11 protein-coding genes are annotated in these 16,009 nt (G+C 60.2%); 6 read left to right on the plus strand and 5 right to left on the minus strand.

Annotation, left to right across the window (positions count from 1 at the left end; genetic code table 11):
- Window positions 1–164 precede the first annotated feature (164 nt).
- Entirely contained in the window at window positions 165–2,261 is a 2,097-nt protein-coding gene (locus ACZRJ6_RS15270) for a putative bifunctional diguanylate cyclase/phosphodiesterase (RefSeq protein ID WP_463968501.1), read from the plus strand.
- An 88-nt stretch (window positions 2,262–2,349) separates the two neighbouring features.
- A complete protein-coding gene (locus ACZRJ6_RS15275) occupies window positions 2,350–3,096 on the plus strand; it encodes an SDR family oxidoreductase (RefSeq protein WP_463968500.1) in 747 nt (248 codons plus the stop codon).
- 99 nt (window positions 3,097–3,195) lie between these two features.
- On the opposite strand, the gene mapR is transcribed toward ACZRJ6_RS15275, so the two are convergent.
- The 3 genes from mapR to ACZRJ6_RS15290 all read right to left on the minus strand — a co-directional run bounded on the left by mapR (window position 3,196) and on the right by ACZRJ6_RS15290 (window position 6,526).
- On the minus strand, window positions 3,196–4,605 hold the full coding sequence (gene mapR, locus ACZRJ6_RS15280; protein WP_463968499.1) for a GntR family transcriptional regulator MpaR: 1,410 nt from the start codon (window positions 4,603–4,605) through the stop codon (window positions 3,196–3,198).
- Window positions 4,606–4,676: 71 nt separating this feature from the next.
- Window positions 4,677–6,092: a cytochrome c oxidase accessory protein CcoG gene (ccoG, locus tag ACZRJ6_RS15285; RefSeq protein WP_463968498.1), complete on the minus strand. Its 1,416-nt coding sequence runs from the start codon at window positions 6,090–6,092 to the stop codon at window positions 4,677–4,679.
- 194 nt (window positions 6,093–6,286) lie between these two features.
- A complete protein-coding gene (locus tag ACZRJ6_RS15290) occupies window positions 6,287–6,526 on the minus strand; it encodes a DUF3203 family protein (protein ID WP_463968497.1) in 240 nt (79 codons plus the stop codon).
- A gap of 121 nt (window positions 6,527–6,647) precedes the next feature.
- Here ACZRJ6_RS15290 and ACZRJ6_RS15295 point away from each other — a divergent pair, with 121 nt between their 5' ends.
- The gene (locus tag ACZRJ6_RS15295) at window positions 6,648–7,142 is read left to right on the plus strand and encodes an MgtC/SapB family protein (protein WP_463968496.1); all 495 of its coding nucleotides are present in this window, start codon (window positions 6,648–6,650) and stop codon (window positions 7,140–7,142) included.
- Window positions 7,143–7,149: 7 nt separating this feature from the next.
- Here ACZRJ6_RS15295 and ACZRJ6_RS15300 read toward each other — a convergent pair whose 3' ends face one another.
- On the minus strand, window positions 7,150–7,308 hold the full coding sequence (locus tag ACZRJ6_RS15300) for a hypothetical protein (protein ID WP_463968495.1): 159 nt from the start codon (window positions 7,306–7,308) through the stop codon (window positions 7,150–7,152).
- 203 nt (window positions 7,309–7,511) lie between these two features.
- Here ACZRJ6_RS15300 and ACZRJ6_RS15305 point away from each other — a divergent pair, with 203 nt between their 5' ends.
- The 3 genes from ACZRJ6_RS15305 to glgB all read left to right on the plus strand — a co-directional run bounded on the left by ACZRJ6_RS15305 (window position 7,512) and on the right by glgB (window position 15,163).
- Window positions 7,512–9,521: an alpha-1,4-glucan--maltose-1-phosphate maltosyltransferase gene (locus ACZRJ6_RS15305; RefSeq protein ID WP_463968494.1), complete on the plus strand. Its 2,010-nt coding sequence runs from the start codon at window positions 7,512–7,514 to the stop codon at window positions 9,519–9,521.
- 66 nt (window positions 9,522–9,587) lie between these two features.
- On the plus strand, window positions 9,588–12,935 hold the full coding sequence (gene treS / locus ACZRJ6_RS15310; RefSeq protein ID WP_463968493.1) for a maltose alpha-D-glucosyltransferase: 3,348 nt from the start codon (window positions 9,588–9,590) through the stop codon (window positions 12,933–12,935).
- Window positions 12,932–15,163: a 1,4-alpha-glucan branching protein GlgB gene (glgB, locus tag ACZRJ6_RS15315; RefSeq protein WP_463968492.1), complete on the plus strand. Its 2,232-nt coding sequence runs from the start codon at window positions 12,932–12,934 to the stop codon at window positions 15,161–15,163. The genes treS and glgB overlap by 4 nt, the downstream gene beginning before the upstream one ends.
- Window positions 15,164–15,192: 29 nt before the next feature.
- Here glgB and ACZRJ6_RS15320 read toward each other — a convergent pair whose 3' ends face one another.
- Complete coding sequence (locus ACZRJ6_RS15320; RefSeq protein WP_463968491.1) at window positions 15,193–15,954, minus strand: PIG-L deacetylase family protein; 762 nt, start codon at window positions 15,952–15,954, stop codon at window positions 15,193–15,195.
- Window positions 15,955–16,009: the final 55 nt, after the last annotated feature.

Below are 16,009 nucleotides of genomic sequence, written 5' to 3' on the forward strand. Positions count from 1 at the left end.
GACGCAGCCTCGCTAAAGCTCGACAGCTGCCACGGAAATAGCACCCAATCGTCACTAGTGGCCTTCTGATAATATTTCTCCTGCGCGAGAATTAATCTCGCTACAATCGCCGACTTTTCCAACCGGCACGGACGCCATTCGGCCCGTCGGCCACGAGACGTCCCATGCTCACCGGTAGTTATTCCCCCACGCTGGTCCTGATTTCCCTGTTTGTGGCGATCCTCGCTTCCTATACCGCTCTGGATCTGACCGGGCGTATTGCCACGGCCAAAGGTCGCACCGTGTACTTGTGGATGGCGGGTGGCGCGCTGGCCATGGGCATTGGCGTCTGGTCGATGCACTTTATCGGCATGCTGGCTTTCCGATTGCCCATTAGCCTTGGCTACGACATAGGCATCACAGCGCTATCGCTGTTGATCGCGATTCTTTCCAGCGGCTTTGCCCTCTGGTTGGTGAACCAGCCGCGCTTGCCTGCTTGGCAACTGGCGTTTGGCGCGCTGATCATGGGCGCGGGCATCAGCTCCATGCATTACACCGGCATGGCGGCCATGCGCATGACGCCAGGTATCGACTACGACCCTGCCTTGTTTGGCGCCTCGCTGCTGATCGCGGTCGGCGCCTCGGCGGCGGCGTTGTGGATCGCCTTCAATCTGCGACGCAATACCCCTTATGTACGTTTGGCGCGCGGTGCGGCGGCGCTGGTCATGGGCGTGGCAATTGTCGGCATGCACTACACCGGCATGGCTGCTGCGCGGTTTGCCGACGGCAGTTTTTGCGGTGCCGCTCTGGATGGCTTGACCGGCAAGGGCCTGGATAGCCTGGTGCTGGTCACCACCCTGGCGGTGCTGGCCATTGCGCTGTTGACCTCATTGCTGGATGCCCGCCTTGAATCCCGCACCGCCGTGCTGGCCGACTCCCTGACCCAGGCCAATCAGGAGCTGACCCACCTGGCCCTGCACGACACCCTGACGGGGCTGCCCAATCGCACCTTGCTCGCCGATCGCATCCAGCAGGCCACGCAACTGGTAGCCGAGCGGGGCGGCTGTTTCGCCCTGATGTTTATCGATCTCGATGGCTTCAAGCCCGTAAACGATGCCTTCGGCCATCACATGGGCGACCAGTTGCTGCGCGAAGTCGGCCTGCGCTTGCGCGAAGACCTGCGCAGCCAGGACACGTTGGCGCGGATCGGCGGCGATGAGTTCGTGCTATTGGTGCAATTGAACCAGCCCGACGATGCGCTGCGACTGGCGGAACGTCAGGTAGGCCTGATCAATCAAGCCTTCCGTGTGGCCGAGCATGAGCTGAAAATTTCTGCCAGTGTCGGCATCGCGATGTTCCCCGGCAACGGCGCCACGCCCCAGGAATTGCTGATGAACGCCGATGCGGCGATGTATCACGCCAAAAGCATGGGCAAGAACGGCTACAGCTTTTTCGACGTATCGATGAACACCAACGCTCGCAAGCAGCTGCAGTTGTTGCAGGACTTGCGCAACGCCGTGGATCAGCAGCAATTGCGGCTGTTCTACCAACCCAAGTTTGACGCCCTCAGCGGTCGGCCGGTGGGTGCCGAAGCACTATTGCGCTGGGAGCACCCGCAACACGGTTTGTTGCTGCCGGACAAGTTCATTGAGCTGGCGGAAAAGACCGGGCTGATCATCCCCATCGGCGAATGGGTGCTCAATGAAGCCTGCAGGCAGATGCAAGTGTGGTTTGCCCAGGGATATCACGACTGGCGCATTGCGGTGAACCTCTCGGCCTTGCAGTTTTGCCATGCCGGGCTGGTCACCAGTGTGGCCAGCGCCCTGGAACGTCACCAATTGCCGGCCAACAGCCTGACCCTGGAAATCACCGAAACCACCGCCATGAGCGATGCTGATGCGAGCATGACGGTATTGCAGAAACTCTCGGAAATGGGCGTCGACCTGTCCATCGATGACTTTGGCACCGGCTACTCCAGCCTGATGTACCTCAAGCGCTTGCCGGCCAACGAATTGAAGATCGACCGGGGCTTTGTGCGCGACCTGGAGCACGACAGCGACGACGCCGCGATTGTCTCGGCCATTGTTGCGCTGGGTCAGGCTCTGGGCCTGCGGATTGTCGCTGAAGGGGTGGAAACCGATATGCAGCAGAATTTCCTGACGCGACTGGGCTGTGATTCATTGCAGGGCTATCTGCTGGGTCATCCGTTGCCGGCGGACGGCTTCATGAGCGCCATTGTGGCGAAGGAAGTCGCTGGCGTGCCTCAAGTAGCAACATCCTGAGAACGATTGACCTCAGTCCATGCAAAACCCGACTAGCGCAGGTATTCTTGAATCCAACCGTTATAAGTTGATTCAGGAGACTGTACACATGGACAAAGTCGTCATCATCACCGGTGGCAGTCGTGGGATCGGGGCCGCCACGGCCTTGTTGGCGGCGCGCCAGGGTTACCGAATCGGTATCAACTTCCAGTCCGATGAAGAGGCAGCGCTGCGTGTCCTGGAGCAGGTCCGCGCCCTGGGCGCCCAAGCGATTGCAGTGCGTGCCGATGTCAGCATCGAAGACGAAGTGATCAGCCTGTTCAACCGGGTCGATGCCGAGCTGGGCCGAGTCACTGCGCTGGTCAATAACGCCGGAACCGTGGGGCACAAGTCGCGGGTCGATGAGATGTCCGAATTCCGCATCCTGAAAATTCTCAAGACCAACGTGCTGGGCCCGATCCTCTGTGCCAAGCACGCAGTGCTGCGCATGTCGCCCAAGCATGGTGGGCAGGGCGGCAGTATCGTCAACGTTTCATCGGTGGCCGCTCGTCTCGGCTCGCCCGGTGAATACGTTGACTACGCGGCGTCCAAAGGCGCAATGGACTCCTTCACCATCGGCCTTTCGAAAGAAGTGGCGGGTGAAGGCATCCGGGTCAACGCAGTGCGCCCTGGCTACATCTACACCGACTTCCATGCCCTGAGTGGCGACCCGGATCGGGTCAGCAAGCTGGAGTCGGGTATCCCGATGGCCCGTGGCGGGCGTCCGGATGAGGTGGCGGAAGCGATTGTCTGGCTGCTGTCGGACAAGGCGTCCTACGCTACCGGGACCTTTGTTGACCTCGGTGGTGGCCGCTGAAGCGCTGAAAAACTGCCTGCTCCTACGGGAGCGGGTCGCTATAGACCAGTTGGTCCCTGGGGCTATTCAAGTCAGGTATTTATTGCCCACCTCAACGGCTCAAAAAGATCGCACGATCCGCCCCAATGTCTCCATGGCCTTTTCCGAGGCATCATCCCAGGGACTGCCATAGTTCAAGCGAATGCAGTTCCTGAACCGCTGGGTCGGCGAAAATATCGGCCCCGGCGCAATGCTGATGCCTTGGGCCAACGCCATCTGGAACAACTTCAACGAATCCGTTTGCTCGGGCAATTCCAACCACAGGAAATACCCGCCCGCTGGCTGGCTGACACGGGTTTGCGCCGGAAAATAGCGGGCGATGGCGGCGAGCATGGCGCTTTGCTGTTCTTCCAGTGCATAACGCAACTTGCGCAGGTGCCGGTCGTAGCCACCATGTTGCAGGTAGTCGGCAATCGCCGCCTGGGCTGGCATTGACGCGCACAATGAGGTCATCAACTTCAGCCGTTCGATCTTCTGCGCATAACGCCCGGCAGCCACCCAACCGATGCGATAACCAGGCGCCAGGCTTTTGGCGAAGGAGCCGCAGTGCATCACCAAGCCTTCGGTATCGAACGCCTTGGCCGGTTTCGGTGCCTGTTGGCCGTAGTACAACTCGGCGTAGACATCGTCCTCGATCAGTGGCACCTGATGGCTGCGCAACAACTCCACCAGTTCCTGTTTCTTGGCTTCGGGCATGGTGGCGCCCATGGGGTTCTGGAAACTGGTCATGCACCAGCAAGCCTTGATCGGGTAACGCTCAAGGCTTTGGGCCAGCACTTTGAGGTCAATGCCATCGCGCGGGTGTACGGGAATTTCCACGGCCTTGAGTTTCAGCCGCTCCAGCACCTGCAGGCTGGCATAAAACGCCGGGGCTTCGATGGCCACCAGGTCGCCGGGTTCAGTCACGGCTTGCAGGCACAGGTTCAGCGCTTCCAGGGCACCGTTGGTGATCAGCAACTCCTCCATGGGCAGCATCAAGCCGCCGACCATGTAGCGCAGGGCGATTTGCCGGCGCAATTGTGGGTTGCCCGGTGACATGTCCGTGACCACCATGCGCGGGTCCATCTCCCGACTGGCACTGGCCAGGGAGCGGGCCAGGCGCTGTAGCGGGAACAGCGTCGGGCTGGGGAAGGCCGAGCCGAAGGGCACAGTCTGCGGGTCCTTGATGGAGTCGAGCACCGAAAACACCAGCTCGCTGACGTCGACTTCGGTGGATTCGTGTACATGCGCACTGACTACCGGCTCGGAAAACGGGCTTGGCGCATGGGTGTTGACGAAGTACCCGGAACGCGGCCGGGCGCGGATCAGGCCACGACGTTCCAGCAGGTAGTAGGCCTGGAACACCGTGGATGGGCTGACGCCGTAGGTTCGGCTGGCATAGCGCACCGACGGCACCCGCTGGCCAGGCCCCAGGACGCCGGAGCGGATCAGTTCTGCGATGTCGTCGGCGAATTTTTCGTAGCGTTTCATCGGGGCCTAATAGGGTCAGTAAGTTAAGAGCAAACTCTGCTCCTGTAGCAAGCCCGCTCGCCACAGCACCATCAACGGTTCAGCGGTGCCACAAACCGGCTGTCGGCGACACTATAAACGCCCGGTTCATCAATATCCGTGACCTTAAAGCTGATGGTCTGGGAACTGCTCGCAGACTTGTCGCTGGTCATCGCCACCGACACCGGCACATCGGTTATTTCCCCCGACGCCAAACTGATCTCGGTCTTGCCCTGAAGCTGGAAGCCATCACCGCCCACCAATTCAAGACGATAGTGCTGACGCTGCTGGGTCTTGTTGATGACCTTGAGGCTGTAGATGTTCTCGATCAAGCCTTGGCTGTTTTCGCGAAACATCCCTCGGTCCTTGGTCACGTCCAGCGACACCATCGGCCGCTGCACCAGCGCCATCACCAAGGCTGCGATCATCACCAGCAGCACCGCACTGTAGCCGATCAACCGTGGCCTGAGCAGGTGGGTCTTGCCGCCTTGCAACTGATGCTCAGAGGTGTAGCTCACCAGGCCCCGGGCATAGCCCATTTTGTCCATGATCGAATCACAGGCGTCGATGCAGGCCGCACAGCCGATGCACTCCATTTGCAAACCGTCGCGAATGTCGATACCGGTGGGGCAGACCTGTACGCACAGGTGGCAGTCGATGCAGTCACCGAGGCTGACATCCGCAGGTTTCACTTCGCGTTTACGTGGACCACGGCTCTCGCCACGGGCCACATCGTAGGAAATGGTCAGGGTGTCCTTGTCGAACATCACGCTCTGGAACCGCGCATACGGGCACATGTGCATGCACACTGCTTCACGCAACCAGCCGGCGTTAATGTAAGTAGCACCTGTGAAAAACAACACCCAGAACAGGCTGACGCCGCCCATTTGCCAGGTCAACAGCTCCTCGGCCAGGGGCCGGATAGGCGTGAAGTAGCCCACAAAGGTCAAGCCGGTGAGCACGCTGATGGCCAGCCACATCGTATGTTTGGCTGAACGCCGCAGCAGCTTGTTCAGGCCCCAGGGGGCAGCCTGCAGCTTGATGCGCTGGTTTCGCTCGCCCTCAGTGACCTTTTCGCACCACATGAACAGCCAGGTAAACGAGCTTTGCGGGCAGGTATAACCACACCAGACCCGGCCGGCAAATACCGTGATCGCAAAAAGGCCGAAGGCTGCGATGATCAACAACGCCGACAACAGGATGAAATCCTGGGGCCAGAAGGTTGCGCCGAAAATGTGGAATTTGCTTTCTGCAAGGTCCCACAACACCGCCTGCCGTCCGCCCCAGTTCAGCCACACGGTGCCGAAAAACGCCAGGAACAGAAAACCCGCACCACTCAAGCGCAAGGTACGGAACAAACCGGTGAAACTGCGGGTGTGAATCAGGTTGTCGCTGGATTTGGCCTTCATCTTCTTTGGATGTGCAGGCTCAAAGGTTTCAACTAATCGGACGGGGATTCTATCGCTCATGGTCTTTCGCTCATCAGCCTCCATCAGGCGGATGAACTATGCCGGGCGATCTGTTTGCATAACAGACTCAGGTATAGCGATAAAAAGCGGATCAGATGGATTGCCGACCCGCTCCTGCGTCAATCTGCCGCACCCCGTGCGGCCTGGGGCAGCGCCTGTATTCGCAGCCGTAAAGCGGTGCTGATGCAGTTCAATCAAATCACCGAATCACCCTCGGTTACCTTCAAGTGCTTACGACCATCCTTGGCGCCTGCTACGGTCAAGGCGTCGGCTTCTGCTTCGGTGATGTAGACGCGTTGGCCGTCGACTTCAGCTGCGGACATGGATTTTTCGCTGTCGGTGATCACCGTGACAGCCGTGGCGGCGAGGCTTCGTTCTTCGCCGTTCTCGTCGACCTTGAAGTAACAGGTCTGGTTTTCGATACGTACTGGCATGGTGCTCTCCTTCTCGTCAGGTACTGATCATTAGGGTTCGACAACAGGTAAATGGTTTCCGGCAACTGACTGGCGGTCGCCGCTGTCCATCCTTTATCGACCTATCAACAAGGACCGGTCCATGGACGCCTGGTGGCAAGAAGTCTGGCAAACCCTGCAAGCGGAATTCGCTGACATAGGCGATGCCCGGCAACTGACACAAATCACCGTGCGCCTGCTGATCGCCGCGATCCTGGGGGGCATTCTGGGCTTTGAGCGCGAACAAAAAGGCAAGGCTGCCGGCGTGCGCACCCACATGCTGGTGGCCTTGGGTGCTGCGTTGTTCGTGTTGGTGCCACAAATGTCCGGCTCCCAGGCCGATGCCATGAGCCGCGTGGTGCAGGGCGTAATCGCCGGTATCGGCTTTCTTGGTGCCGGGACCATCCTCAAGGGCACGGAAGATCAGGAGGGCCAACACGTCAAGGGGCTGACTACCGCAGCCGGGCTGTGGATGACCGCCGCCATTGGAGTGGCGGCGGGGATGGGCAGGGAGTCGACGGCGGTGTTGAGCACCCTGCTGGCGCTGCTGGTGTTCAGCGTAATGCCGAGGATTATGCGGCTGCTGGAGAAGGAGTAATCATCCTTCAGACAATCACTGGCGGCATCGTCGTGGGTGGATCTTCCTTCGCCGGGGGCGTTGTGCCAGGCGGTTCCTGCTCCGGGATCGGCTCAGGTTCTGTGGGTGGCAAGGTTGGTTGATCAATGTTGGGGTCCGGCGTTTCTGCCGGGATAGGGATATTCATCGGTGTGGCCTCCTTTGTGCTTTGCTGTATCGGTGGACAATCGGCATGGCCAATTGATTCCCGTCCGATGGCGGCACATCCATCTGAACTTTTCACCGGCTAGCGGGCTCGGACTTTATACGGCCCGGCTCAGGAAGAGCTTTGTCGTACCGCACTTGGGATCAGACACAAGAGCGTCCACGGGGCGTAAGGAGTGATGCTCGATGACTGCTGAACTATCGAAACAAAACGTACTCACGAAAAATGATGAAGCGTCCATGTTTCCACTGTCCCAGGCACTGTTGTTGCCCAGGATTGCCATAGAAAGCACCACCCCGGTGATCGACGGCGGCGAGTTCGCGGTCAAGGCCATCGTGGGGCAGCAGATCAAGGTAGCCAGCAAGGTCTTCGCCGACGGCCATGACCAGTTGGCGGTGCGGATTCGCTGGCGGCCGCTGAGTGAAGAGCACTGGCACAGCGTGGTTATGACCGATGTCGGCAATAACGGTTGGGAAGGGACCTTTACGGTCACCGCTCAAGGCCCGCATCAATATTGCATTGAGGCCTGGATCGATCAGTTCGCCAGCTTCTGCTACGAACTGGGCAAAAAACATAAAGCCCGCGTTCCCGTCAGCCTGGAGTTGCAGGAAGGCCGCAGCCAGGTGTTGCAGGCCGCCGAACGCAGCGAAGGCGAGTTACGCGAGCGCTTGATGCTGTTGCACCACGAGCTGTCGGGCTTGCTGGAAACCGAGCAAGTCGCGCGCTTCCTGCACGAAGACAGTGCGCACCTGATGGCTCAGGCCGATCACCGCGCCTACTTGAGCATCAGCCCGGTCTATCCGCTGGATGTGGAGCGCGAGGCCGCGCAGTTTGCCAGCTGGTACGAGCTGTTTCCCCGCTCGATCACCGATGATCCAGCGCGCCACGGCACTTTTAACGACGTGCATTCGCGGCTGCCGATGATCCATGACATGGGTTTTGACGTGCTGTATTTCCCGCCGATCCATCCTATCGGCCGCAGCTATCGCAAGGGCAAGAACAACGCCCTGACCGCAGGCCCCGATGATCCGGGCAGCCCGTATGCCATTGGCAGCGAGGAGGGCGGCCACGAGGCAATCCATTCGCAACTGGGCACCCGTGAAGATTTCCGCCGCCTGGTGGCCGCCGCCGCAGACCATGGCCTGGAAATCGCCCTGGACTTCGCTATCCAGTGTTCCCAGGACCATCCGTGGCTCAAGCAACACCCCGGCTGGTTCAACTGGCGGCCCGACGGCACCATCAAATACGCCGAGAACCCGCCGAAGAAATACCAGGACATCGTCAACGTCGACTTCTATGCCGCCGACGCCATCCCCAGCCTGTGGATCGAGCTGCGGGACGTTGTGCTGGGCTGGGTCGAGGAGGGTGTCAATACTTTCCGCGTCGACAACCCCCACACCAAGCCGCTGCCGTTCTGGCAATGGCTGATTGCGGACGTGCGAGAAAAACACCCACAGGTCATCTTCCTCGCCGAAGCCTTCACCACCCCGGCAATGATGGCGCGGCTGGGCAAGGTCGGTTACTCCCAGAGCTACACCTATTTCACCTGGCGCAACACCAAGGCCGAGCTGAGTGAATACCTGAGCGAACTCAACGAGTCGCCGTGGCGCGAATGCTTCCGACCCAACTTTTTCGTCAATACGCCAGACATCAACCCCGGTTTCCTCCATGAGTCTGGCCGCGCCGGCTTTCTTATCCGCGCGGCCCTGGCAACCATGGGCTCGGGCTTGTGGGGCATGTATTCGGGTTTTGAATTGTGCGAAGCCGCAGCGGTGCCCGGCAAGGAAGAGTACCTGGACTCGGAGAAGTACGAGATCCGCCCCAGGGATTTCACCGCGCCGGGCAACATCATTGCCGAGATCGCCCAGCTCAACCGCATCCGTCGGCAGAACCCGGCGTTGCAAACTCACTTGGGTTTGAAGCTCTACAACGCCTGGAACGACAACATCTTGTACTTCGGCAAACGCTGCGAGGACGCCGGCAATTTCATCCTCATCGCGGTGAGTCTCGACCCGCTCAATGCCCAGGAAGCCCATTTCGAATTGCCGCTGTGGGAGATGGGCCTACCGGACGACGCCCAGACCCAGGGCGAAGACTTGATGAACGGCCACCGCTGGACTTGGCATGGCAAGCACCAGTGGATGCGAATAGAGCCGTGGCATCAGCCGTTTGGTATTTGGCGGATCACTGTTTAAAGGGCTTTTTGTGGACAGTAAAAACATCGCCACTTTTTAGTTTTCATGAATTCTCAGGAGTTTCCAATGGCGAAGAAACCCAAGGCTGCCACCTTTATCAAAGACCCGCTCTGGTACAAGGATGCGGTGATTTATCAGGTTCACGTCAAATCTTATTTCGACTCCAATAACGATGGTATCGGCGACTTCCCAGGGCTGATCGCCAAACTCGACTACATCGCCGAGCTGGGAGTGAACACCATCTGGGTGCTGCCGTTCTACCCCTCGCCACGCCGTGACGACGGCTACGACATCGCCGAATACCGGGGTGTACACAGCGACTACGGGACCATGGCCGACGCCAAGCGTTTTATCGCCGAAGCCCATAAACGCGGCTTGCGGGTCATCACCGAACTGGTGATCAACCACACCTCCGACCAGCACCCGTGGTTTCAGCGCGCCCGCAAGGCCAAGCCAGGTTCCAAGGCACGGGATTTCTACGTTTGGTCCGATGACGATCAGAAATACGACGGCACCCGCATCATCTTTCTCGACACCGAGAAATCCAACTGGACCTGGGACCCGGTCGCTGGCCAATACTTCTGGCACCGTTTCTACTCCCACCAGCCGGACCTTAACTTCGACAACCCGCAAGTCATGAAAGCGGTGCTCTCGGTGATGCGCTACTGGTTGGACATGGGTATCGACGGCCTGCGCCTGGATGCGATCCCGTACCTGATCGAGCGCGACGGCACCAACAACGAAAACCTGCCGGAGACCCACGACGTCCTCAAGCAGATCCGCGCCGAAATCGACGCCAATTACCCGGACCGCATGCTGCTGGCCGAGGCCAACCAATGGCCGGAAGATACTCAACTGTACTTCGGGGACAAAAAAGGCGATGACGGCGACGAGTGCCATATGGCCTTTCACTTCCCGCTGATGCCGCGCATGTACATGGCGCTGGCCCAGGAAGATCGCTTCCCGATCACCGATATCCTGCGTCAGACCCCGGAGATTCCAGCCAATTGCCAGTGGGCGATTTTCCTGCGTAACCACGATGAACTGACCCTGGAAATGGTCACCGACAAAGAGCGCGACTACCTCTGGAACTACTACGCCGCTGACCGCCGTGCGCGCATCAACCTCGGTATTCGCCGGCGCCTGGCGCCGCTGATGGAGCGCGACCGCCGCCGCATCGAGCTGCTCAACAGTCTGCTGCTGTCGATGCCCGGTACGCCGACCCTGTATTACGGCGATGAAATCGGCATGGGCGACAACATCTACCTGGGCGACCGCGACGGCGTACGCACACCCATGCAGTGGTCCATCGACCGCAACGGCGGCTTCTCCCGCGCCGATCCGGCCAGCCTGGTGCTGCCGCCGATCATGGACGCGCTCTATGGCTACCCGTCAGTCAACGTCGAAACCCAGGCCCAGGACCCGCACTCGTTGCTCAACTGGACCCGGCGGATGCTGGCGATTCGTAAACAGTCCAAGGCCTTCGGTCGCGGCAGCTTGAAAATGCTCTCGCCCACCAACCGCCGCATCCTGGCCTACACCCGCGAATACACGGGCGACGACGGCAAGCACGAAATTATCCTCTGTGTGGCCAACGTCTCCCGCAGCGCCCAGGCGGCGGAGCTGGACCTGTCCGCATTCGCCGGCATGGTCCCGGTGGAGATGCTCGGTGGTAATGCGTTCCCGCCCATTGGCCAGCTGAACTTCCTGCTGACCCTGGCGCCTTACGGCTTCTACTGGTTCGTGCTGGCGGCGGAAAACCAGATGCCGAGCTGGCACGTGGAGCCTGCGCAAAGCATCCCGGATTTCACCACTCTGGTGCTGAAAAAACGCCTCGAAGAATTGCTCGAAGCGCCGTGCCGCACCACCCTGGAACAAAACTCGTTGCCGGCCTGGCTGCCCATGCGTCGCTGGTTCGCCAACAAAGACTCGGCCATCGATAGCGTGCACATCGCCTACGGCGTGCGCTTTGGTGACCCGCAGCATCCGGTGTTGCTCAGCGAGATTGAAGTCACCACAGCTGGGCAGGTCAGCCGTTATCAACTGCCGTTCGGCTTTTTGGCCGAAGACCAGTTCACCAGCGCCTTGCCGCAACAGCTCGCGCTGGCCCGTGTACGGCGAGTGCGCCAGGTCGGCCTGGTCACGGACGCCTTCAGCCTCGACACCTATATCCGCGCAGTGATTGAAGGCCTGCAAGCCAACACTGTGCTCACCTCCACTGACGGCGACATTCGTTTCGAACCGACGGAGCAATTGACCAAGCTGGAACTCAACGACGACTCAGAGGTGCGCTACCTCGCCACCGAACAGTCCAACAGTTCAGTGGTGGTGGGCGCCAGCCTAGTACTCAAGCTGATTCGTAAAGTCAGCGCCGGGGTACACCCGGAACTGGAGATGGGCGCTTACCTGACAGCCGCCGGCTACGAACATATCTCGCCGCTGCTGGGCTCGGTGATCCGCCGCGATGCCGAAGGCCAGGACAACTTGCTGATGATTGCCCAGGGCTACCTGAGTAACCAGGGCGATGCCTGGGGCTGGACCCAGAACAACCTGGAACGGGCGATTCGCGACGAATTGGCCCAGGCCATCTCCGAACAGGAACAGCACTACAACGCCCTGGGTGAGTTGGCCGACTTTGCTGGCCTACTCGGCCAGCGCCTGGGTGAAATGCACCTGGTATTGGCCGCGCCTACTGCCAACAAGGACTTCAAACCCGAGGTCACTTCCGTCAAGGACAGCCAGGGTTGGGCCAAGCAGGTGGGGGCGCAAGTCGACCGCGCCTTGCACTTGCTCAAACAGCATCAAAGCAAACTGACCACCGCTGACCAGGCGCTGGTCAGTGCAATGCTGGTGCAGAAAAAAGCCATCGCCACCCATGTGCAGGACCTGGCCAAGGCCACCGTGGGCGGCTTGCGCATTCGCGTCCACGGTGACTTGCACCTGGGCCAGGTGCTGGTGGTCAAGGGCGATGCTTACCTGATCGACTTTGAAGGGGAACCGGCTCGACCGCTCCATGAGCGTCGCGGCAAGCACAGCCCATACAAGGATGTCAGTGGCGTGCTACGGTCGTTCGACTATGCCGCCGCCATGGCCCTGAATGTGCAAGGGGTAGATCACTCGACCGAGGCCAACGCTGCACGGCAACGGGTGGCCGATCGTTACTTGAATGAAGCGCGGCAGGCATTTATCCAGGCCTATCATGAGGCTACGACTACACTGGCCCATGACTGGCAGGACGCCAAGGGCCAGGACGCAGCGCTGGCATTGTTCAGCCTGGAGAAGGCCGCGTACGAAGTGGCCTATGAAGCGGAAAATCGCCCGACCTGGCTGCCGGTACCGTTGCAAGGTTTGCACGGACTGCTCAGCGGACTGAAGCCATTATCCAAAACTGCACGCGCAGGGGAGACGTCATGAGTTTTACAAACAAGGAAGCGCTGCAACCCAAGCTTGCGGTAATGCCGGCAACCCAGGATATCGAAGCCTTGGTGCGGGCCGAACATCACGATCCATTCTCGATCCTTGGCCCCCACGATGATGAAGAGGGCGGCCAGTTTATCCGCGCGTTTCTGCCAGAGGCCTTGAGTGTTCAGGTGCTGGCCCGCGACAGCGGTGAGCACGTCGGCGATCTGGACGCGACTCCGGTGCCTGGCTTGTTTGTCGGGCATTTCTCGCCCCGCCAGGGCTATTTGCTGAAAATCCAGTGGGCGGGTGGCGAGCAGATCACCGAAGACCCTTACAGCTTCGGCCAGTTGCTGGGCGAGATGGACCTTTACCTGTTTGCCGAGGGCAATCACCGCGACCTGAGCAGTTGCCTCGGCGCCCAGGTGATGAGCATCGACGGCATCCAGGGCGTGCGTTTCGCGGTGTGGGCGCCCAATGCCAAGCGTGTTTCCGTAGTTGGCGACTTCAATATTTGGGACGGTCGCCGCCATCCGATGCGCCTGCGCCATCCAGCCGGCGTGTGGGAGATATTCATCCCGCGCCTGGAACCCGGCGCTGCCTACAAATACGAAATCCTGGGCACCAGCGGGATTCTTCCGCTCAAGGCCGACCCCATGGCCCTGGCCACGCAATTGCCGCCGGACACCGCCTCCAAGGTTGCCTCGCCGTTGCAGATCGACTGGCAGGACCACGCCTGGATGCAGGCCCGTGGCGAGCGGCAATTACCGAGCGCACCGCTGTCGGTCTATGAACTGCACGTCGGCTCCTGGCAATGTGAACTCGACGAGTTGGGCGAAGTGTCCCGCCAGTACGGCTGGCGCGAGCTGGGTGAACGACTGATTCCCTATGTGCAGCAGCTGGGTTTCACCCATATCGAGCTGATGCCGATCATGGAACACCCGTTTGGCGGCTCCTGGGGGTATCAGCCGCTGTCGCAATTCGCCCCCAGTGCCCGCTTTGGCTCGCCGGACGATTTTGCCGCCTTCGTCAACGCCTGCCATCAGGCCGATATTGGCATTATTCTCGACTGGGTTCCGGCGCATTTCCCCACCGACACCCACGGCCTGGCGCAATTTGATGGCACGGCGCTGTACGAATACGGCAACCCGCTGGAAGGCTTTCACCAGGACTGGGACACGCTGATCTACAACCTGGGCCGCACCGAGGTTCATGGTTTTATGCTGGCTTCGGCGCTGCACTGGCTCAAGCATTTTCATATCGACGGCCTGCGGGTGGATGCAGTGGCGTCGATGCTCTACCGCGATTATTCGCGCAAGGCCGGCGAGTGGGTGCCTAACCGTCATGGCGGTCGGGAAAACCTCGAAGCCATCGACTTCCTGCGTCACTTGAACGACGTGGTAGCCCTGGAAGCCCCCGGTGCCTTGGTGATCGCCGAGGAATCCACTGCCTGGCCAGGCGTCAGCCAACCGACCCAACAGGGCGGCCTGGGCTTCAACTACAAGTGGAACATGGGCTGGATGCACGATTCGCTGCACTACATCCAGCAGGACCCGGTATACCGCGCCCACCATCACAACGAACTGAGTTTCGGCCTGATGTATGCCTGGTCTGAGCGGTTCATCCTGCCGATTTCCCACGATGAAGTGGTTCACGGCAAACACTCGCTGATCGACAAGATGCCTGGCGACCGCTGGCAGAAATTCGCCAACCTGCGGGCTTACCTGTGTTTTATGTGGGCGCATCCGGGCAAGAAGCTGCTGTTTATGGGCTGCGAATTCGGCCAGTGGCGCGAGTGGAACCACGATCAGCAGCTTGATTGGTATTTGCTGCAATACCCGGAACACCGCGGCGTGCAAAAACTGGTGGGCGACCTCAATCGCCTGTATCGCGAAGAACCGGCGCTGCACGACCAGGACGACGCGCCCCAAGGCTTTCAGTGGCTGATCGGCGATGATGCGATCAACAGCGTCTACGCCTGGCTGCGCTGGAGCAAGGATGGCCGGCCGGTGTTGGTGGTGGCCAACTTCACCCCGGTGCCCCGTGAGGCGTACAAGGTCGGCGTGCCGTTTGCCGGGCGCTGGGGCGAAGTGATCAACAGTGATGCCGACACCTATGCCGGTTCCAACTATGGCAATGGTGGCGGGGCGTTTACCGAAGAGGAATCGCGCCATGGCCAGCCGCTATCACTGTCGTTGAATCTGCCGCCGCTGGGTGTGCTGATCCTGCGGCCGGAGGGCTGATTTTCAGACCCGACTCAACAGTGGACTGGCTACAAAAACACAATCTCATACGGCTCGCGCATTCGTTCCAGCAACACCTGCGCGAGCATCGGCGCCAGTCCGATTTCAGGATCACCCACCAACTGACTCGCATAGGCGTGGGCCGCATGAAGCTTGCGGGCCACGCTCCAGGTGCTAAGGCGAACCTTGCGGGCTCGCTGCCAGGGAATGACCGCAGCTTCACGGGCAGGCCAATGCCAGGCCCAAATCGGCAGTTCCAAAAGACGCGCGCCCATCAGGGCGCAGGCTTTGGCGGTGGCACGGCCGACCGCGTCGTGGTCGTCGTTGCCATCGGTGCGCCAAGTGGTAAACACCACATCGCCGGGTTGCAGGTAACGGGCAATAAACTGGCTCAACTGTTGCTCCCGGGCCGCCAGGGCATTGTCGGTAAAACCACCACGAATCCATTTCAGGCTGTGCAGCGGCACACCCAGGCGGCGCAAAGCCTCGACACTTTCCTGTGGGCGAAACACGCTCAGGCGCTGCGCCGGCCACAGGCTGGAGCCCGGATGGCTGGCACTGCCGTCGGTGACGGAAATCAGCTTCAGGGAATAGTCGAGTGTGCTCAGCAGTTGCAGCAGGCCACCGCAGGCCAGCACTTCATCGCCGGGGTGCGGGGCTATTACAACGACGCGTGCGCCAAAGGGCACGAGCATGACCGGATTGATAACGGGGATTTGCGCCAGCTGTGGGGCGCTGTTCCAGATTTGCGCGGGACCACAGCGGCCTTCTCTCAGCGGTACAGGCTTCATGAGTGTCACGTCCTTGTCCTGGCCGTACCCCGTTGACGGGACGACTCTTCTTTGG

The sequence above is a fragment of the Pseudomonas sp. C321 genome, from assembly GCF_055407105.1.